Source organism: Micromonospora sp. NPDC049114, from assembly GCF_040648635.1.
Lineage (GTDB): Bacteria > Actinomycetota > Actinomycetes > Mycobacteriales > Micromonosporaceae > Micromonospora.
Genome location: NZ_JBEZEA010000002.1, coordinates 1,174,324 through 1,192,898, shown reverse-complemented (window position 1 = coordinate 1,192,898; position 18,575 = coordinate 1,174,324). Strand labels below are relative to the sequence as shown.

The 18,575-nt window shown below is 72.7% G+C and carries 18 protein-coding genes; 10 read left to right on the top strand and 8 right to left on the bottom strand.

The window, feature by feature from the left end:
• Positions 1-32: 32 nt before the first annotated feature.
• The 4 genes from AB0B39_RS12880 to AB0B39_RS12865 form a co-directional block, all read right to left on the bottom strand.
• Positions 33-1,286: an acyltransferase family protein gene (locus tag AB0B39_RS12880; protein WP_357574351.1), complete on the bottom strand. Its 1,254-nt coding sequence runs from the start codon at positions 1,284-1,286 to the stop codon at positions 33-35.
• Complete coding sequence (locus AB0B39_RS12875; RefSeq protein ID WP_357574350.1) at positions 1,283-2,179, bottom strand: alpha/beta hydrolase; 897 nt, start codon at positions 2,177-2,179, stop codon at positions 1,283-1,285. Before AB0B39_RS12875 ends, AB0B39_RS12880 begins: the two co-directional genes overlap by 4 nt.
• Before the next feature lie 99 nt (positions 2,180-2,278).
• Positions 2,279-2,941, bottom strand: a complete 663-nt coding sequence (locus AB0B39_RS12870) for a response regulator transcription factor (protein ID WP_007462555.1) — start codon at positions 2,939-2,941, stop codon at positions 2,279-2,281.
• Positions 2,938-4,167, bottom strand: a complete 1,230-nt coding sequence (locus AB0B39_RS12865; protein WP_357493361.1) for a histidine kinase — start codon at positions 4,165-4,167, stop codon at positions 2,938-2,940. The genes AB0B39_RS12870 and AB0B39_RS12865 overlap by 4 nt, the downstream gene beginning before the upstream one ends.
• Positions 4,168-4,321: 154 nt before the next feature.
• Between AB0B39_RS12865 and fabG the strand changes: the two genes are divergently transcribed.
• The 4 genes from fabG to AB0B39_RS12845 all read left to right on the top strand — a co-directional run bounded on the left by fabG (position 4,322) and on the right by AB0B39_RS12845 (position 7,753).
• The gene (gene fabG / locus AB0B39_RS12860) at positions 4,322-5,026 is read left to right on the top strand and encodes a 3-oxoacyl-ACP reductase FabG (RefSeq protein WP_234588476.1); all 705 of its coding nucleotides are present in this window, start codon (positions 4,322-4,324) and stop codon (positions 5,024-5,026) included.
• A 34-nt stretch (positions 5,027-5,060) separates the two neighbouring features.
• Positions 5,061-5,828, top strand: coding sequence for an enoyl-ACP reductase FabI (fabI, locus tag AB0B39_RS12855; protein ID WP_234588477.1), 768 nt, complete (start codon positions 5,061-5,063; stop codon positions 5,826-5,828).
• A gap of 100 nt (positions 5,829-5,928) precedes the next feature.
• Positions 5,929-6,981 (top strand): ferrochelatase, encoded by a 1,053-nt coding sequence (locus AB0B39_RS12850; protein WP_357574349.1) that lies wholly within the window; start codon positions 5,929-5,931, stop codon positions 6,979-6,981.
• Complete coding sequence (locus AB0B39_RS12845; protein ID WP_234588479.1) at positions 6,974-7,753, top strand: HAD-IIA family hydrolase; 780 nt, start codon at positions 6,974-6,976, stop codon at positions 7,751-7,753. Before AB0B39_RS12850 ends, AB0B39_RS12845 begins: the two co-directional genes overlap by 8 nt.
• A gap of 119 nt (positions 7,754-7,872) precedes the next feature.
• On the opposite strand, the gene AB0B39_RS12840 is transcribed toward AB0B39_RS12845, so the two are convergent.
• Positions 7,873-8,667 carry a hypothetical protein gene (locus AB0B39_RS12840; protein ID WP_039908695.1) on the bottom strand — a complete coding sequence of 265 codons (795 nt, stop codon included), beginning with the start codon at positions 8,665-8,667 and terminating at the stop codon, positions 7,873-7,875.
• Between the two features lie 170 nt (positions 8,668-8,837).
• On the bottom strand, positions 8,838-9,413 hold the full coding sequence (locus AB0B39_RS12835; protein ID WP_357574348.1) for a TetR/AcrR family transcriptional regulator: 576 nt from the start codon (positions 9,411-9,413) through the stop codon (positions 8,838-8,840).
• 121 nt (positions 9,414-9,534) lie between these two features.
• Between AB0B39_RS12835 and AB0B39_RS12830 the strand changes: the two genes are divergently transcribed.
• Both AB0B39_RS12830 and AB0B39_RS12825 read left to right on the top strand, forming a co-directional pair.
• Positions 9,535-10,437, top strand: coding sequence for a chlorophyllase (locus tag AB0B39_RS12830; protein ID WP_357493352.1), 903 nt, complete (start codon positions 9,535-9,537; stop codon positions 10,435-10,437).
• A 62-nt stretch (positions 10,438-10,499) separates the two neighbouring features.
• Entirely contained in the window at positions 10,500-11,312 is an 813-nt protein-coding gene (locus AB0B39_RS12825) for a DUF3097 domain-containing protein (protein WP_357493350.1), read from the top strand.
• A 50-nt stretch (positions 11,313-11,362) separates the two neighbouring features.
• On the opposite strand, the gene AB0B39_RS12820 is transcribed toward AB0B39_RS12825, so the two are convergent.
• Positions 11,363-12,664: a serine hydrolase domain-containing protein gene (locus AB0B39_RS12820; protein WP_357574347.1), complete on the bottom strand. Its 1,302-nt coding sequence runs from the start codon at positions 12,662-12,664 to the stop codon at positions 11,363-11,365.
• A 120-nt stretch (positions 12,665-12,784) separates the two neighbouring features.
• On the opposite strand from AB0B39_RS12820, the gene AB0B39_RS12815 reads away from it, so the two are divergent.
• From AB0B39_RS12815 to AB0B39_RS12800, 4 genes are all read left to right on the top strand, one after another.
• A complete protein-coding gene (locus tag AB0B39_RS12815; protein ID WP_357493345.1) occupies positions 12,785-13,258 on the top strand; it encodes an NfeD family protein in 474 nt (157 codons plus the stop codon).
• Positions 13,259-13,262: 4 nt separating this feature from the next.
• A complete protein-coding gene (locus AB0B39_RS12810; protein WP_357493343.1) occupies positions 13,263-14,369 on the top strand; it encodes an SPFH domain-containing protein in 1,107 nt (368 codons plus the stop codon).
• Between the two features lie 151 nt (positions 14,370-14,520).
• Positions 14,521-15,288, top strand: coding sequence for a hypothetical protein (locus AB0B39_RS12805; protein ID WP_357493341.1), 768 nt, complete (start codon positions 14,521-14,523; stop codon positions 15,286-15,288).
• Between the two features lie 163 nt (positions 15,289-15,451).
• Entirely contained in the window at positions 15,452-17,656 is a 2,205-nt protein-coding gene (locus tag AB0B39_RS12800) for a transglycosylase domain-containing protein (RefSeq protein ID WP_357574346.1), read from the top strand.
• Positions 17,657-17,714: 58 nt separating this feature from the next.
• On the opposite strand, the gene AB0B39_RS12795 is transcribed toward AB0B39_RS12800, so the two are convergent.
• Complete coding sequence (locus AB0B39_RS12795; protein ID WP_357493337.1) at positions 17,715-18,440, bottom strand: hypothetical protein; 726 nt, start codon at positions 18,438-18,440, stop codon at positions 17,715-17,717.
• Positions 18,441-18,575: the final 135 nt, after the last annotated feature.

The following is an 18,575-nucleotide window of genomic DNA, read 5'->3' as shown; positions in this document are numbered from 1 at the left end:
AGCGGGGTCAGCTCGCCATACTGAGTCGTGGCTCAGCGGGGCTGACCATCGGCCCGGCCACGACTAGGAGGATCGCTATCTCGCACAGCGATCACCTCCTGCAAGTCGGCCCGGCCGGAACGTCGATGATCGTACACCTGGGCCCTCGCCGGGACGCACTCGGCCGACCGGTCGGCGAGCGCTCCACCGCGCGGCCGACGCCACCGGTCGGGGCCGTCCGCCGACCCGTGGCGGCGGCCCGTACGCACGACCGTGACCAGCACCGCGGCGAGCAGGGGCAGCCAGCAGAACCGGGCCAGCACCCACGCCGGACCGTCCGGCGCGGTGTGCAGCCCGGGCAGTGCCAGGCCACCCCGGGCGGTGAGCGCCGTCACCGTGACCAGCACCGGCTGGTGCCACAGGTAGATCCGCACGGCGTTGTGGTTCACCGCGGTCACCGCCCGGCGCGGCAACGGTCGGGCCAGCAGGCGTTCCCAGCCGGGCCGGGCCAGCAGTCCCAGCCCGACCTGGGTGAGGGCCAATGCCACCGCCAGCAGCGACGGCGGGTTCAGGTTGGACACCCCCTCGCCGGGCACCCCGACCGCGCTGACCGGGTAGCCCACCGCCAGCAGCGCGGCCAGCGCCACGGCCCCACCGGCCGCCAGCAGACCGGCCGTGCGCCGCCCGGCCAGGCGCCCATCGGCGTACGCCAGGCCCAGCAGGTAGGGCACCGCCCAGGCCGCCACCACGCTGACCGGTGCCACCGCCACGCCGGCCGGCAGGACGCGGACCGCCACGTCGCTCGCCGCCACCACGGCCACCGCCGGCACGACACAGCGGACCAACCCCCACCGGCGGACGGCGGCGCGCAGCGGGCCGCTCACCGCCACCAGGAGCAGCAGCGGCACCAGGAACCAGAGCGGGCTGACCGCCAGTCGCAGCCCGACGGCGAGCGTGTCGTCGGGTGCGTCCGCCACGGTGGCGGCCAGCAGCACTGCCGCACCGACGCCCAGCAGGGCCACCGCGGGCAGCAGCAGCCGGCGCGACCGGCGGGCCAGCCACCGACCCGTCCCGCCCTGGTGACGCGCCAGCGACCGCGCCGAGCCGAAGCCGGCGGCGAAGAAGAACAGGCCGAGCGTCTGCAACACCCAGGTCACCGGGCGCAGGTCGGGCAGCGTGGTCAGCGGGCTGGCCTGGTGCAGCCCGCCGTCGCCGGCCAGCACCAGACCGGTGACCAGCCAGTGCCCGAGCACCACACCACCGATCGCGTACGCCCGCAGCGCGTCGACCGCGCGGTCGCGGCTCACCGGGCGTCCCCGACCGGGCCGGCGCCCAGCACGACAGCCGTGACCGCGGCCAGGGTGGCGCTGCCGGTCGCCAGGTAGCCGTCGTGCCCGGACACCCCGTCCACGGGCAGCGGCCGGGCGCCGAACGCCGGATCGCCGGGGCGCCGCCCGTAGCCGAGGCCGGGCAGCCGCACCGGTGGCACCCGGCGGATCCAGTCCGACGGCGCCTCGGCCGCCCAGAACCGCAACCCGTCGCGCAGGTCGGCGGCGCGCTGCACCCCGGCGCCGACGCCACCGAGGCTGACCACGTCGCTCACCTGCGCCGGGGCGTGCGTCGTCGCCAGCGCCGCCACCAACGCCCCGTAGCTGTGCCCGATCACCGTGATCGTCGCGCCGGGCCGACGCGCGGCCAGCTCCCGCAGCAGCCGGGCCAGCCCGACCGCCCCACGCCGGGCGCTGGCGTCGCTGACGGCGGTCAGCACCCCGTCGGGCGGGTCGTAGCCCAGCCAGGCCAGCACCGCGACCCGCGCCGCCGGTTCGGTCGACCGCAGCTGCCCGTACAGCTGCGTGGCCTGCACCGCAGGCGCCCGCCGGGCCACCCCGCCCAACCCGCGGTCGAAGTCGGCAAGCGTGCTGCCCACCCCCGGCACCAGCACCGCGATGCGGTCTGCGCCGGCCAGGTCGCCGATCACCTCGACCGCGCGGCCGTCACCGCGCTCGTCGAACAGCAGGAACCGGCGTCCGCCGGCAGCCCAGTCCGCGTACGGGGGGCCGGCCGCGCGCATCGCCGCGGCGGTGACCGGGTACGCCTCGACGAATCCCGCCGCCGTGACCGGCTCCGGCCGGGTGGGCAGGACCAGGTTCACGCCGAGCAATGCGCTCAGTGCGAAGCGGGCGGCACCTCGTCGTCGCATCACGTTCTCCCTCCGGTTTGTCGTCCGGAGGGAGAGTGCGGGGGCGCCCGGGTCGCGGGCGTCGCACCGGGGAGCCGTTTCGCGGCTGGCCCTGTGGGGCTACTCGCCGGCGGCGACCAGACCCGTCTCGTACGCCAGCACCACGGCCTGGGCCCGGTCGCGCAGCCCCAGCTTGCCGAGGATCCGCCCCACGTGCGTCTTCACCGTCTGCTCCGCCACCACCAGGTCACCGGCGATCTCCGCGTTGTTGCGACCCCGGGCGATCAACCGCAGCACCTCGGTCTCGCGTGGGGTGAGGCCGGCCAGGTCGGTCGGGCGGGGTCGACGGCGGTCCGGGCGGGCCGCGAACTCGGCGATCAGCCGGCGGGTCACCGCCGGGGCGAGCAGCGCGTCCCCGGCCGCCACCACCCGCACCGCCTGCACCAGGTCGGCCGCCGGCGCGTCCTTGAGCAGGAAGCCGCTGGCACCGGCCCGCAGCGCCTCGTACACGTAGTCGTCCAGGTCGAACGTCGTGAGGATGAGCACCCGGGGGCGCTGCGCCGAGCGGTCGCCGAGCAGCTTGCGGGTGGCCTCCAACCCGTCCATGACCGGCATCCGCACGTCCATCAGCACCACGTCCGGGTCGAGCCGGCGGGTGGCGGCGACCGCCTGCGCGCCGTCGGCGGCGTCACCCACCACGAGCAGGTCCGGCTGGGCGGCGAGCAACGCGCCGAAGCCCTGCCGGACCATCGCCTGGTCGTCGGCGATCAGCACCTTGATCATGCGTCTCCGCTCTCCGCCTCGTACGGCAGGTCGGCCGCCACCGCGTAACCGCCGTCGGGCAGCGGCCCGGCGGTGAACGTACCGCCCAGCGAGGTGGCCCGCTCCCGCATGCCGGTCAGCCCGTGCCCCGGACTGCCGTCGGCGGTCGGTCGGGCGTCGGTCGGGGAGTTCTCGACGCGTACTCCCAGACCGGACTGACGGGCGCGGACGGTGACGCGCACCGCGGCGCCTGCCGCGTGCCGGGCCGCGTTCGCCAGCCCCTCCTGCACGATGCGGTACGCGGCCAGCCCGACCGGCGCGGGCACCCGCCCGTCGCCCAGCGGGTCGATGTCCAGGGTCACCGGCAGCCCGGCCCGGCGGGCCCCGTCGACCATCGCGCCCAGGTCGGTCAGGTCGGGTTGCGGAGCGGTCTGCGGGCCGGTGGCCTCGCTGCGCAGCACCCCCAGCAGCCGCCGCATGTCGGTGAGCGCGTCGCGGGCCGAGCCGGCGATGGCGGCGAACTCGGCGGCCGCCGGCGCTGGCACGTCGGTCAGCCGGTACGGCGCGGTCTCGGCCTGCACCGCGATCAGCGACATGTGGTGGGCCACCACGTCGTGCAGCTCGCGGGCGATCCGGGTGCGCTCCTCCAGCACCGCGCGGCGCTCCTGCTCCCGCTCGCTCAGCTCGGTCTGCGCGGCCAGTGCCCGCCGGGACAGCCGGTTGCGCCGGATCAGGTCACCGACGATCGCCAGCGCGCCGAGCAGCGCCAGGACGGCGGCCCGGTTCTCCGGGTGCGCCAGCGTGAGCACCGGCACCGCGGTGATCGCCACCACCCAGGCCAGCACCGGCCGGTCGACCCGCGCGACGACCACCGCGACCACCGCTACCGAGCCGAGCGCCAGCGGCGGCGTCCACGGCCCGGGCAGGCCGGCCGGCGCGTTGAACGTGCACACCAGCAGGGCCAGCACCGTGAGCCGCCAGGCCAGCAGCGGACGCCTGGGCAGCGCCAGCAGCGGCGCCACCGTCATCGCCGCGAACAGCACCGCGACCGGCGCCGGCAGGCCCCAGTCGCTCTCCACGGCGAACGTGATCCAGAAGAGGCCGAGCGCGGCCAGCAGTCCGACCGGGGCGGCGGGGCGGGCCAGCCGGGGCCAGCGGGCCAGCAGCGGTCGACCGGGCGGGGCGTCCGGGCCCCACAGGGTCTGCCGCAGTGCCCGCAGGGCCACGGCGATCGGTTGCCGGTTCACCACCCGGAGGCTACGGGCAGAGCCCGTCACGGGGCGTGCCACCAGGGGTTGATCCCGGTGTCGTACCCCGGTGTGACGCGGCTCCCGTTAGCGCTTACCTGTGGGTAACGCCTAGGCTCGCCAGCGACTGAGATCAGCTGAGCAAGGGGGAACAGTGGCCCGTACCGTGCTGGTGACCGGGGGCAACCGGGGGATCGGCCTGGCCATCGCGCAGGCCTTCGCCAAGCAGGGCGACCGGGTGGCCGTCACCCACCGCAGCGGCGACGCCCCCGACGGGCTGTTCGGCGTGCGCGCCGACGTCACCGACGCGGCCTCGATCGACGCCGCGTTCACCGCCGTCGAGGCCGAGCTGGGTCCGGTCGAGGTGGTGGTCGCCAACGCCGGCATGACCGACGACACCCTGCTGCTGCGGATGTCCGAGGAGCAGTTCACCGGTGTGCTGGACACCAACCTCACCGGCGCGTTCCGGGTCGCGAAGCGGGCCTCGGGCAAGATGCTGCGGGCCAAGTGGGGCCGCATGATCTTCATCTCCTCGGTGGTGGGCCTCTCCGGCGGCGCCGGTCAGGTCAACTACGCCGCCAGCAAGGCCGGCCTGGTAGGCGTGGCCCGCTCGATCACCCGTGAGCTGGGCAGCCGCAACATCACCGCGAACGTGGTGGCGCCCGGCTTCATCGACACCGACATGACCGCCAGCCTCAGCGACGACCGCAAGGCGGAGATCCGCAAGTCCATCCCGGCCGGCCGCATGGCCAGCCCGGACGAGGTGGCCGCCGTGGTCACCTGGCTGGCCTCGGACGGCGCCGGGTACGTCTCCGGCGCCGTGATCCCGGTCGACGGCGGCCTCGGCATGGGCCACTGACCAGCGCTTCGACAACGTACGGAGGAAACCCTGCATGTCCGGACTGCTCGCCGGTAAGCGGCTGCTCGTCACCGGTGTGATCACCGAGGCTTCGATCGCCTTCTCGGTGGCGAAACTCGCCCAGGAGAACGGCGCGCAGGTCGTGCTGACCGGCTTCGGACGGCTCTCCCTGGTCGAGCGGATCGCCAAGCGGCTGCCCGAGCCCGCCCCGGTGATCGAGGTCGACGTGACCAACACCGAGCACCTGGCCAGCCTCGCCGACCGGGTACGGGAGCACGTCGACGGCCTCGACGGCGTCGTGCACTCGATCGGCTTCGCCCCGCAGAGCTGCCTCGGGGGCGGGTTCCTCGACGCGCCCTGGGAGGACGTGGCGACCGCCCTGCACGTCTCCACCTTCTCGTACAAGTCCCTCGCGATGGCGGCGCTGCCGCTGATGTCGGCCGGCGGCGCGGTGGTCGGCCTGACCTTCGACGCCACGAAGGCGTGGCCGGTCTACGACTGGATGGGCGTGGCCAAGGCCGGCCTGGAGTCCGCGTCCCGCTACCTCGCCATGCACCTGGGCAAGCAGGGCATCCGCAGCAACCTGGTCGCCGCCGGGCCGCTGCGCACCATCGCCGCGAAGTCGATCCCCGGCTTCGACCAGTTCGAGGAGGCGTGGGCCGAGCGGGCGCCGTTGGGCTGGAGCCTCACGGACCAGGAGCCAGCCGCCCGGGCCTGCCTGGCGCTGCTCTCGGACTGGTTCCCGGCCACCACCGGCGAGATCGTGCACGTCGACGGCGGCTACCACGCCGTCGGTTCCTGACGCTGCGCCGCGACGCTCCCTGGTCGCCGTCCGCGTGATCTACGCGTCCGGACCAGGGGGCGTCGCCGGGCCGTCGCGGCCGAGGGGCGAGAATGACCCCATGGCGTACGACGCGGTGGTGCTGGTGTCCTTCGGCGGGCCCGAACGGCCCGAGGATGTGATGCCGTTCCTGCAGAACGTGACCCGCGGCCGAGGCGTGCCGCCCGAGCGGCTGGCCGAGGTCGCCGAGCACTACCAGCACTTCGGCGGGGTGTCCCCGATCAACCAGCAGAACCGCGAGTTGCTGGCCGCCCTCCGCGCCGACTTCGCCGCGCACGGTCTCGACCTGCCCATCTACTGGGGCAACCGCAACTGGGACCCGATGCTCGCCGACACCGTGACGCAGATGCGCGACGACGGGGTGACCCGGGCGCTGGCCTTCGTCACCAGCGCGTACGGCGGCTACTCGTCCTGCCGGCAGTACCAGGAGGACATCGCCGCCGCCCGCGCCGCCGTCGGCCCGGACGCCCCGGTGATCGAGAAGATCCGCCAGTTCTGGGACCATCCCGGCTTCATCGAGCCGCACGTCGACGCCGTCCGTGCCGCGCTGGGCCAGCTCGACCCGGCCCGGCGGGACACCACCCGGCTGGTGTTCACCGCCCACTCCATCCCCACCTCGATGGCGGCCAACGCCGGCCCGCACGGCGGCCGGTACGAGGCGCAACTGCGGGAGGCCGCCGCGCTGGTGGCCGCTGCCGCCGCCCCCGACCTGGCGTACGACCTGGTCTGGCAGAGCCGTTCGGGCCCCCCGCACGTGCCGTGGCTGGAGCCGGACATCAACGACCACCTGGGCACCCTCGCCGAGGGCGGCACCACGAGCGTGGTGGTCAGCCCGATCGGGTTCGTCTCCGACCACCTGGAAGTCGTGTGGGACCTCGACACCGAGGCACTGGAGACGGCCAAGCAGCTCGGCCTGGACTTCGTCCGGGCGGGCACCCCGGGCATCGACCCGCGGTTCGTGACAATGGTCCGCGAGTTGGTCACCGAGCGGACCGACCCGGACGGCGCGCAGCTGCGTCGCCGTCGCGGCGAGCTGCCGATGTGGGATTCGTGCCCCACCGTCTGCTGTGTTCCGACCCGCCGTCCGGCGCCCGCTGGGAGCACCGATGCATGACCGCAAGCCCGTGCAGAGCTGGCTCACCGACATGGACGGCGTGCTGGTGCACGAGGGCCAGCCGGTGCCCGGCGCACCGGAGTTCATCAACCGGCTGCGCGCCTCCGGCAAGCCGTTCCTGGTGCTGACCAACAACTCGATCTACACCCCGCGGGACCTCACCGCCCGGTTGAGCCGGATGGGCCTGGACGTGCCGGAGGAGTCGATCTGGTCCTCCGCCCTGGCCACCGGCCAGTTCCTCGCCGACCAGCGGCCGGGTGGCACCGCGTACGTCATCGGGGAGGCCGGCCTGACCACGGCGCTGCACGCGGTCGGTTACGTGCTCACCGACTTCGCCCCGGACTACGTGGTGCTCGGCGAGACCCGCACCTACAGCTTCGAGGCGATCACCAAGGCGGTGCGGCTGATCAACGACGGGGCCCGGTTCATCTGCACCAACCCCGACGTGACCGGCCCGTCCGTGGAGGGCGCGCTGCCCGCCGCCGGCTCGGTCGCCGCCATGATCTCCAAGGCGACGGGGGTGGAGCCGTACTTCGTCGGCAAGCCCAACCCGATGATGATGCGCTCCGCGCTGAACACCATCAACGCCCACTCGGAGACCACCGCGATGATCGGCGACCGGATGGACACCGACATCCTCTGCGGTCTGGAGGCCGGGCTGGAGACGATCCTGGTGCTCACCGGCATCAGCAGCCGTACCGAGGCGGAGCGCTACCCGTACCGACCGTCCCGGATCATCAACTCGGTGGCCGACCTGCTCGACGAGGTCTGACCGCGCCCCCCGCTCCCGCTCTCGCCGATCTTGCACTTGCTGTCGCCGGTATGGCCGGTATGCCCGTTGTGCCGCGACACAAAGTGCAAGATCGACGCGGTGTGGGGTCGAGGTCGGGGTCAGGGGCGTAGCGGGGCGTTGCAGGCGGCGACCAGCGCCTGCCGACAGGCCGTGGTGAGCGGGCGCAACGCGGCGTCGCGCTGCTGGGCCTCGTAGTTGTTGATCGCGCCACCGGGGGCGGCATGCCCGGCCAGCGCGAGCACCCGGTCGAGCACCGCGGCCCTGGCGAAGAGCCGGCGGGCCCGCGGGTCGAAGCCGGGTGGCAGATCGGTGGCGCCGTCCGGGCGGCGCAGCGCTGCCAGCGCTCCGGCCAACTCGGGCCGCCACTGGGCCACGTCGAGTCGCGTCAGCGCGGCTGTCGTCTCGGCCAGCGCGGCGGCCAGCTCGGCCTCCGCCTCGGCGGCGCCGGGCAGTGACAGCGAGGCGGCCGGGGCGTTGGCCGGCAGCGGGTACACCCGCCACAGCACCGTCTCGAAACAGTCCCCCGAGCCGGACGTGTGGCTGCGCACCTGCGGGATCAGACCCAGCCCGCCGGCCACCACCGCCTCGCCCGCCACCAGCGCCGCGCCGGCGAAGTCCCCGGGACCGGGCAGACCCCGCGGGTCGCCCGGCGCGGGCAGCACCAGACGGATCTCGTCGGGGGAGAGCTTGGCCAGGGTGGGCAGCGCGGCACCCAGCGGGACGTCGGTCCAGGTGCCGGGGGCGTCCGCAACGAGATGCTCCTCGTCACCGGCGATGGCGTCGGCGACCTCGTCGTACGGCACCAGCCCGGCACGCCACGCGCGCACCCAGGCAACGAACCGGCTCGACCGGCGCGGCGCAAGCGTGGCCGCGCCCGTTGCGGGGGTGGACATGCCGAAAGGGTACGTGGTCATCGGTGGCCCTGTCTCGACTGCCGCTCCGGCCGCCCTGCCTGCCCCGAACTGCCCCCTTCGCCCGATCCTCGCCCGCGGCGCGGCCCGCTGATCCGCTGTCGACCGTCATTCGGCGGTGCCGCGGCCCCGCCCGCGTGCCTCCCTGAGCGCTAGCGCAGCCGCAGACCCGCGATGACCAGTCCGACCATGAGGCGCGCGTCGTAGCCAGGGTTGTCGGCGCCGATGCAGAGGTTGCCGACGCCGTGCATCAGGACGAGGGCGTCCATGTCGGGAATGATCTCGCCCGCCGTGCTGGCGGCGTCGAGCAGTTCGGCGCAGACGGGGACGAGTCGGTCGAGGAAGTAGGCGTGCAGCGTCTGGAAGGCGGCGTCGTCGGACCGCATCGCCTCGGCGAGGCCGTGCTTGGTGACCAGGAAGTCGACGAAGAGGTGGATCCAGCTCGCCAGGGCGGCGTGCGGGGTGGTGCTCTCCGCGAGCAGCACCGGGCCGGCCGCGGCGCATGCCTCCACCTGGTGTCGGTACACCGCGACGATCAGGTCGGCCCGCGTCGGGAAGTGGCGGTAGATCGTCCCGACGCCGACGCCGGCCCTGGCGGCGATGTCACGCACCGGCGCATTGACTCCGGAGGCGACGAATGCCGCGGCGGCCGCCTCCAGGAGCGCCGTCTCGTTGCGCCGCGAATCAGCCCGCCGCTTGCGCGGGGCACCCGCCTCCGTCCCGGTCACCGTTACCCCCGTCACATCCCTTGGAAAACGGAACAGTGTTCCGTATGTTTTAACGGAACCGCGTTCCGCCTATGCAGCATGCCAGGAACGGCAGCGGACACCAAGTCAACCAGGAGCGATCATGCACGCAATGCCCGAGCCCACGCCCGTGGTCTCCGTCCACCCCGTCACGGTGCCGGCCCCGGACCGCGGCGACGATCTGCACGTACGCGTCTCCGCGCCCACGACCGGCCACGAACTGCCAGTCATCGTCTTCTCGCACGGCTTCGGCGGCGCGGCCACCCTGTACGGTCCGCTCGTCGACTTCTGGGCCTCGCACGGTTTCGTCGTCATCCAGCCCACCCACCTCGACTCACGGCGACTGAACCTTCCGCCCGACGACCCCCGCACCCCGGCGATCTGGCGCATCCGGGTGGACGACCTGACGCGCAGCCTCGACCACCTCGACCTGCTGGAGTCGTCCGTCCCCGGCCTCGCCGGACGGCTCGACCGCACCCGGATCGCCGTGGCCGGCCACTCCTGGGGCGCCCAGACGGCGAGCACCCTGCTGGGAGCCCGAGTCCTCGACGCCGATCAGAACCCCGGAGAGGACATGCGCGACCCGCGGATCACGGCAGGCGTCCTGCTGGCCGTGACCGGCCGGGGCGGGGCCGACCTCGCTCCGTTCGCGGCCGAGCACTTCCCCTTCATGAGCCCGAGCTTCGCGACCATGCACACCCCGACCCTCGTCGTCGCGGGCGATCGGGACGACTCCCCGTTGTCGGTCCGTGGGCCGGACTGGTTCATCGACGCGTACCACCTGAGCCCGGGGAGCAAGAGCCTGCTCACGCTGTTCGGCGCGGAGCACTCGCTCGGCGGCATCTCCGACTACGAGGCCAGGGAGACGACGGACGAGAACCCCGAGCGGGTCGCTCTGCTCCAGCGGCTCACCTGGGCCTACCTGCGCGACGCCCTCGGCCTCAAGGACTCCGTCTGGCCGGCGCCGGTCGAGAGCGCCCTGGGACGCCTCGAATCCACTGCCTGATCGATGGGCCGGGGCGGTGTGTCGGGGGGCGGGGCGCTGGCGGGGACGTTAGCGTGATCGACATGGCGGGGCGATACGGCGAGGACGTGCTGGCGGGGGACTGGCGGCGGCGGAAGGTCACCCCCGAGGTGGACGCCGAACCGGATCTCGTGGTGGAGGACGCCGACTCCGGGTTCTGCGGGGCGGTGGTGGGCTTCGAGGCCGGCGCGGTGGTCCTGGAGGACCGGCACGGCCGGCGGCGCAACTTTCCGCTGCTGCCGGCGGCGTTCCTGCTCGACGGCCGTCCGGTGACGTTGCGCCGCCCGAGCCGCGCGCCGGTGCCGGCGGCCCGCCGACGTACCGCGTCCGGTTCGGTGGCGGTGGACAACGTTCGCGCCCAGGTGGCCAAGGCCAGCCGGATCTGGGTGGAGGGCATCCACGACGCCGCCCTGGTCGAGCGGATCTGGGGCGACGACCTGCGGATCGAGGGTGTGGTGGTCGAGCCGTTGGACGGCATCGACGACCTGGACGCCGACGTACGCGACTTCGGTCCGGGCCCGACCCGACGCCTCGGCGTGCTCGTCGACCACCTGGTGTCGGGCAGCAAGGAGAGCCGCATCGTGGCCCGGGTCAACTCGCCGTACGTCCTGGTGACCGGCCACCCGTACGTGGACGTCTGGCAGGCGGTCAAACCGGCGGCACTGGGTATCGCGGCGTGGCCGGTCGTACCGCCGGGGCAGCCGTGGAAGGAGGGGGTCTGCGCGGCCCTCGGGGTGGCCGAGCCGGCCGACATGTGGCGGCACATCCTGTCCCGGGTGAACAGTTTCGCCGACGTGGAGACCCCTCTGATCAACGCCATGGAACGCCTCATCGACTTCGTCACCGAGCCAGCCTGACCACCGGCTGCCGCCCCGTCACCCCGTCACCGCTGGGGGCAGGGCGGCGGTCAGGGCTCCTGGTCGGGGCTGCGGGTGTAGACGAAGGTGGCGATGTCCAGGGCCACCGCTGCGCCCTGCTCGTCGCGGCGGACGGTGAGGATCTCACCGTCCTCCGGGCCGGAACGTCCCCGCCAGCGGTCCGGGCCCTCGGGGACGAACCGGCTGACCCTCTCGCCGCGTACGTGGGCCACCAGGTCACCCGCGTCCCGGTGCAGGTCCAGCGACGTGCCCATCCACCACCAGCGGCCGGTCAGCTCGGCCGACCCGGCGTCCGGCGCGGCGGTGGCCGGCCGCCACGGCTGCGGGAACGCCGGTTCGGCGTCCAGCACCGTGGTCAGCAACTGGCGGGCGAGCCTAGTGATCGGAAAGGCGTAGGAGTTGGCGAAGCCGACCACAGCGGTACGGGTGGGCCGGTGTACCACGAGGGCGGCCACGTATCCGGGCATCGAGCCGCCGTGTCCGACGTACACGCGCTCGCCGTCCCGGTAGAGCTCCAGGCCCAGGCCGTGCCCGCCGGTCCAGGAGTTGAGGTCGCTGATCATCACGGGGGCGCACATCTCGGTCAGGGTCTCGGCGGCCAGCACCGACGGGTCCGGGTCGGCGAGGAACGCGGCCCAGCGGCCCAGGTCCTCGATCGTCGACCAGAGCTGCCCGGCGGGGGCCATCGCGCCGGTGTCGGTACGGGGCTCCTCGCGCAGCGTGCCGTGCCAGGGGTGGACGACGTAACCGCGGGCGTACGGCTCGGTGGCCGCGTAGGTGGTGCGGTGCAGGCCCAGCGGGGTGAGGATCCGCTCGTCGAGCAGGTCGGCCCAGGACCTCCCGGTGAGCCGTTCGAGCAAACCGCCGAGCAGCCCGTACGCCAGGTTCGAGTAGTGGTACGTGCGGTGCGGCGGGTAAGCGATCTTGCCGGCGTTGACCTCGGCGAGCAGGGTGGTCAGGTCGACGCCCGCGGCCCGCTCCCACCAGTCGCCCTCGGGTTCGCGTTGGATGCCGCTGCCGTGGCTGAGCAGTTGGCGCAGGGTGAGCTTGCCCACACCGGTGCCCGGCAGGTGCTGCTCCAGCGGGTCGTCGACGTCCAGTCGGCCGGCGTCGCGCAACTGCATGATCAGGGTGGCGGTCATCGTCTTGCTGATCGAGCCCAACCGGTACTGGAGGTCGACGTCCGGGCGGGGGTATTCGCCGGCGACGGCCAGGTGTGCCAGTGTGCCGGCGCGGACCACGCCCAGCACCAGCGACGGGGTACGGCCGTCGGCCTGTGCCTGGGCGACCCGGGTGTCGATCTGTCGGGCGGTCTCGGGTAGCAGGGTCAATGCGATCTCCTCGGGTCGGGCCGCCGATTTGTGGTGTTTTGGTGTGTCGGAAAGGGCTTCGCCGAGCGTACTGATCTTCGCGGGCAGGTCGCGCGTGCATTTGCGTGTCACGATCGTGGGGTGGACGCCGTGGTGTGGATCGTTGTGGGAGTGCTGCTGGCCGTCGCCGAGATTTTCACGACGACGCTATTTCTGATCATGTTCGGGGTCGGCGCGTTCGCCGCCGCCGGCGCAGCGGCCCTGGGTGCTCCGGTGGCCGTGCAGGCGCTGGTCTTCGCGGTGGTGTCCGCGCTGAGTCTGGTGGTGGTCCGACCCGTGATCCGGCGGCACAGCCGCTCCGCGCTGGAGAGCGGCGAGCAGCCGTTCGGCGTGGAGGCGATCGAGGGCTCCACGGCACTGGTGTTGGAACGGGTGGACGCTGAGCACGGCCTGGTCAAGATCGACGGTGAGTTGTGGACCGCCCGGTCGTACGACACGACGCAGACTTTCGAGCCCGGTCAACGGGTTCGGGTGATAAAGGTCCGGGGCGCGACGGCCCTGGTGTGGCAGGACGACGTTTCTTCCGCCGGCGAGCTGCCGGAAGCGAGAGGGTGAACCGATGACGGTCATAGGTGTGCTGATCATCGCGGTGGCGTTGATCGCCGTGATTACGCTGGCCAAGGCGGTGCGGATCGTGCCGCAGCAGCGTCAGGACGTGGTGGAACGGCTCGGCAAGTACAAGCGCACCCTCAGCCCCGGCCTCAACCTGCTGGTGCCGTTCATCGACGCCGTGCGCACCAAGGTCGACATGCGGGAGCAGGTGGTCAGCTTCCCGCCGCAGCCGGTGATCACCTCGGACAACCTGGTGGTCTCGATCGACACCGTTCTCTACTTCAAGGTGGTCGACTCGGTCCGGGCGACGTACGAGATCTCCAGCTTCCTGCAGGCCATCGAGCAGCTGACCGTCACCACGCTGCGTAACGTGATCGGCTCGCTGGACCTGGAGCGGGCCCTGACCAGCCGGGACGAGATCAACCGGCACCTGTCCGGCGTGCTGGACGAGACCACCGGCCGCTGGGGCATCAAGGTGACCCGGGTGGAGATCAAGGCGATCGAGCCGCCGGCCAGCATCCGCGACTCGATGGAGAAGCAGATGCGCGCCGAGCGGGACCGCCGCGCCGCGATCCTCACCGCCGAGGGCCACAAGCAGTCGGTGATCCTCACCGCCGAGGGTGACAAGCAGTCCGCGGTGCTGCGCGCCGACGGTGACCGGCAGGCCCGGATCCTGCAGGCCGAGGGTCAGGCGAAGGCGATCCGGACGGTGTTCGACGCGATCCACCAGGCGAACCCGAGCCAGAAGGTCCTCGCCTACCAGTACCTGCAGGCCCTCCCGCAGATCGCCCAGGGCAGCGCCAACAAGGTCTGGATCGTGCCGGCCGAGCTGACCAAGGCCCTGGAGGGCATGGGCGGCGCGCTCGGCGGGCTGAGCCAGATGGTGGGGGACCTGCCCGCACCGGAGGCGGCCGAACACGCGAGCCAGGTGGAGCGCGAGGCCGCGGAGGCGGCGCAGGCCGCGGCGGACGCCGCCCAGCAGATCCACGACGAGGTACGCGTCGCCGAGGTGCAGGCCACCGGTGGCAACAAGCCGCAGGGGCTGCCCGCGCCGGAGCCGGTCACCCCGGCCAGCCTGACCGAGGACCCGGCCGACCAGCGCGAGCGCGGCTGACGCAGGACGCCGGCCAGCCGGCCGGCTAAATGCGAGAAAGACTCATGGGGCGCTCCGATGCCTGCCACGATCGGTCCTAGGACGGGTGGTGACCAGGCAATCGGGGCGCCCCGGCGCGTCTCGCACCGCTCGCGGACGAGCGAGGTGACGCATGAAGGATCCGGCGAATCGGATGTGGTCCTCGGCCCCGGTGCCCGGCGCGCACGACCCGGTCGCCCCGCTGGGCTCCCGCAGCACCGGTGGAGGTTTCGGCGTACTGCCCTTCGTGGGTGAGCCGACCCCGGGCGCCCCGGCCACGAATGCCAGCTGGGCCTGGTCGGTACGCCGGTTCGCGCGGGCCGCGGTGTGGCTGCTGCCCGCGTACGCCATTCTCTACGGCGTCGTGGCGATGGCCAGCGACGGCGGGGTGGGCAACGACCCCTATCCCGCCAACGGCCGGGCCGTGTATCTGGTCGGCTGGGTGGCCGCGGTGTGGCTGGGCCTGCTCGCGCTCCTGGCCCTCACCGGCCTGCTGGCCGCCACGCGCAGCCGCCGGGTGGCCGCCGCCGGTCTGCTGGTCAGCATCGCCGGCACCGTGCTGATGCTGCCCTTCGCCGGGCTCGAGGAGCAGACGCCCGTCTTCGGCACCAGCGCGCGCTCGCTGGTCCTGCTCGGCGCCACGTTCTACAGCGTGGGCTGGTTCCTCACCGGGTGGGCGGTGGCCCGCTCCGGCACCTTCAGCCTCGGCGACGGCGTCATGCTGATCATCGCCGCACCGCTGCTCGGCCTGGGAGGTGCCCTGATCGGCTCGCTCCAGACGTTCGGCGCGATCTTCGTGCTGATCGCCGGCATCGGCATCGGCTACCGCTCCGGCCGCCTGATGCCCCGCGAAACCGCGAGGGACGCCGCAAACGCCAGCCTGAGCACCCCAACCCCCTGATCCCACGCCGTTGATCATGAAGTTATTGCGCTCCACCTCGGCGTGTCGTGGCAACAACTTCTCGATCAACGCGGTCCGGGGAGGGGGCCGTGGGGCGTGAAGTTGGTGACAGTTGGGTTTTGGGGGTGGTCGGTTGGCGTTATATGTGGCAATCCTGGGGAGCATGGCCGCCTCTCGCTCGCCGCTGTCGCGGCTGTTCACCGTGCTGCTCGCCGGCGTGCTGGCCGGGCTCGTCCTGGCCGTCGCCGCGCTCCCGGGCAACCTGCTGGTCGGGTTCGCCGCGCGCGCCGCGATCGGGTCGTACGCCGCGTTGCCGGCCTCGCTGAAGACCCCGGCCACCCCACAGCGCTCGTACCTCTACGCCAACGACGGCAAGACGCTGCTCACCACGTTCTACGACGTGAACCGCACCGACGTCGCGCTGGCGGACGTCGCCCCGGTGATGCGCCAGGCGATCGTGGCGGCCGAGGACCGGCGGTTCTACGACCACGGCGGCGCGGACCTGCGGGGCCTGGCCCGAGCGCTGGTCGCCAACGTCAAGGGCGGCGGCACCGAGCAGGGCGGCTCCACGCTGACCATGCAGTACGTCCGCAACGTGCTCAAGACCGACCCCACCCGCACGCCGGAGGAGCGCGCCGCCGCCACCGACCCGACCGTCGGCCGCAAGCTCCAGGAGATCCGGTACGCGGGCGCGCTCGACAAGAGCCTCGGCAAGGACGAGATCCTCAACCGGTACCTGAACATCGCGTACTTCGGCTCCGGGGCGTACGGGATCGCGGCGGCCAGCCAGCGCTACTTCGGCAAGCCGCCGGCGAAGCTGACCCTCGCCGAGTCGGCGTTGCTCGCCGGCCTGGTGCAGTCCCCGGACGCGTACAGCCCGATCGGCGGCGACAAGGACCAGGCGCTGGCCCGCCGGTCGTACGTGCTGGACTCGATGGTCGCCACCGGCGCGATCACCGCCGTGCAGGCCGCGCAGGCCAAGGCGGAGCCGCTGACCCTGCACCCGACCGCGCAGCCCAACGGTTGCACCGCAGTCGCCCAGGGCCACGACGACTGGGGCTACTTCTGTGACTACCTGCGCCAGTGGTGGCTGACCCAGCCGGCCTTCGGCGCCACCACCGCGGAGCGCGAGCAGGCCCTGCGCGCGGGCGGCTACACCGTCGTCACCTCGCTCGATCCGCAGGTCCAGGCCACCGCGCAACAGCAGGCCACCAAGGTGTACGGGTACGACAACAAGCGCGCCCTGCCGATCGCGGCCGTGCAGCCGGGCACCGGTCGGGTGCTGGCGATGGCGGTCAACAGGCACTACAGCCTGGCCGACAACCCGGCCGGGCAGGCGAACTACCCGAACACCGTCAACCCGTTGATCTCCGGCGGGGCCAGTGTCGACGGGTACCAGGCGGGTTCGACGTTCAAGCTGTTCACCATGCTCGCCGCGCTGGAGTCGGGCCGTACCCTCTCCACCGGGTTCGACGCGCCCGCCAAGCTGCCCACCCGGTACGCCGCCGAAGGACCGGGCAGTTGCGACGGCAAGTGGTGCCCGGCGAACGCCAACCCGGACTGGATGGACGGGTACCGGATGATGTGGGACGGCTTCGGCCGGTCGGTGAACACCTACTTCGTCTGGCTGGCCGAGCAGGTCGGGCAGGACAAGGTCGTCGAGATGGCGCAGCGGCTCGGCATCACCTTCCGCGCCGACTCGGACGCCGCCTTCGCCAGGGACAACGCCGCGAACTGGGGTTCGTTCACCCTCGGCGTGGCGGCCACGACCCCGCTTGACCTGGCCAACGCGTACGCCACGGTGGCCGCCGAGGGCACCTACTGCACGCCGGTGCCGGTGGTCTCGGTGACCGACGCGAAGGGCGCGAAGGTGCCGGTCGGCCAGCCGTCCTGCAAGCGGGTCCTGGACACCGACGTGGCGCGCGCCGCGACGGACGCGGCCCGCTGCCCGGTGGGCCAGCAGTCGCCGTACGGGCAGTGCAACGGTGGCACCGCCACCGGCGTGAACGACATCCTCGACGGTCGGCCGGTGGCCGGCAAGACCGGTAGCTCGGAGGAGAACTCCACCGAGACGTTCGTCGGCTTCACCCCGCAGGTGGCCGTCGCCGGCATCGCCGTCAACCCGGACGACCCGGCCGACTCGGTGGGTTCGGCGGTGCAGAGCAAGGTGATCGACGCGGTCGCCCGGGTCATCGCCACGGCGGTGAAGGGTCAGCCGGAGAAGGCGTTCGTCGCGCCCACCAAGGAGCTGGCCGGCGAGCCCCGCCGCCCGGTGGAGCGCCCGGTCGTCCCCGAGCGCCAGCAGCCCACCCGGGAGCAGGACCCGCGCTCGGCCCTGCAACGCTGGCTCGACAACCGGCGCGGCTGAGCCCCGACGAGACGGCGCCTCCCCACCGCGTGGTGGGGAGGCGCCGGTCTGCGTCGGTCTACTTCTTGCTCTTCAACTGGTCGAAGTCGACCACCTGGTCCTCCGACGGGGCCTTCACGTCGTCGAAGGTCGCGCCGAACTCACTGAACGTGATCTGACCGGCCGTGTCCTGGTCGCCTTCCATCCGGATCGGGTACGGCTCACCGGTGGTGGCGACGTAGAGGGTGCCGCTCTTGTCGCCGTCGACGAGGCCGATGGTCTTGACGCCGTCGAACTCCTTGGCCGCACCCTTGGTCAGGGTGCCGTCCGGCTTGAGCAGCTCGTCGATGTTGGCGATGTCGAACAGCTGGGAGAAGTCGTCCTTCTTCGACACCTTGGCCCACTTCTCGCCCATCAACTTCACGATCTCGCCCGATGCCTGGGCGCCGAGGTTCTTCGCCCAGAACTTCTCGTCCGGCCGGATGTACTGCTGACCGGCCACGGAGAGCAGTTCCACCGTGCCGTCGTCGGTGGACACCCGACCACCCAGGTCGCTGCCGGTCACCTTGAAGTCGAGGGTCATCTTCTGGCCGTCGTTGTCGACATCGCCCACCAGGTGGTAGGACTTCGCGTTCCGCACCGCCGTCGTGGCGCGCTGGAGTGCCTCGTTCGGCGCGAGCGCGGCGACACCGTTGTCGGCGGGCGCCGTGGATTCCGGCTCGCTTTCTCCCTTGCCTCCGCAGCCGGCCAGCAGGGCCACCGCCACCACGGCGACCAGGTGCTTCTTGATTGTCGGTGATCTCATCGTCAGCTCCCTCGTGCCACCCCCGTGGGTGAGCAGACACGCAGGTACCCATGATCGATCTGGGGCAATCCTTCGATGTCCGGGACGCGCTGACCCGGGCTCCGGCGTCCGGCCCGGTCGGCCGCGCTGTCCGTA

Bases quoted from the DNA above. Each gene is read 5' to 3' on its own strand.
- AB0B39_RS12875 (WP_357574350.1), bottom strand. From the start codon at position 2,179: ATGCGACGACGAGGTGCCGCCCGCTTCGCACTGAGCGCATTGCTCGGC.
- AB0B39_RS12870 (WP_007462555.1), bottom strand. From the start codon at position 2,941: ATGATCAAGGTGCTGATCGCCGACGACCAGGCGATGGTCCGGCAGGGC.
- fabI (WP_234588477.1), top strand. From the start codon at position 5,061: ATGTCCGGACTGCTCGCCGGTAAGCGGCTGCTCGTCACCGGTGTGATC.
- AB0B39_RS12850 (WP_357574349.1), top strand. From the start codon at position 5,929: ATGGCGTACGACGCGGTGGTGCTGGTGTCCTTCGGCGGGCCCGAACGG.
- AB0B39_RS12845 (WP_234588479.1), top strand. From the start codon at position 6,974: ATGCATGACCGCAAGCCCGTGCAGAGCTGGCTCACCGACATGGACGGC.
- AB0B39_RS12840 (WP_039908695.1), bottom strand. From the start codon at position 8,667: ATGTCCACCCCCGCAACGGGCGCGGCCACGCTTGCGCCGCGCCGGTCG.
- AB0B39_RS12830 (WP_357493352.1), top strand. From the start codon at position 9,535: ATGCACGCAATGCCCGAGCCCACGCCCGTGGTCTCCGTCCACCCCGTC.
- AB0B39_RS12825 (WP_357493350.1), top strand. From the start codon at position 10,500: ATGGCGGGGCGATACGGCGAGGACGTGCTGGCGGGGGACTGGCGGCGG.
- AB0B39_RS12810 (WP_357493343.1), top strand. From the start codon at position 13,263: ATGACGGTCATAGGTGTGCTGATCATCGCGGTGGCGTTGATCGCCGTG.
- AB0B39_RS12805 (WP_357493341.1), top strand. From the start codon at position 14,521: ATGAAGGATCCGGCGAATCGGATGTGGTCCTCGGCCCCGGTGCCCGGC.
- AB0B39_RS12800 (WP_357574346.1), top strand. From the start codon at position 15,452: ATGGCCGCCTCTCGCTCGCCGCTGTCGCGGCTGTTCACCGTGCTGCTC.
- AB0B39_RS12795 (WP_357493337.1), bottom strand. From the start codon at position 18,440: ATGAGATCACCGACAATCAAGAAGCACCTGGTCGCCGTGGTGGCGGTG.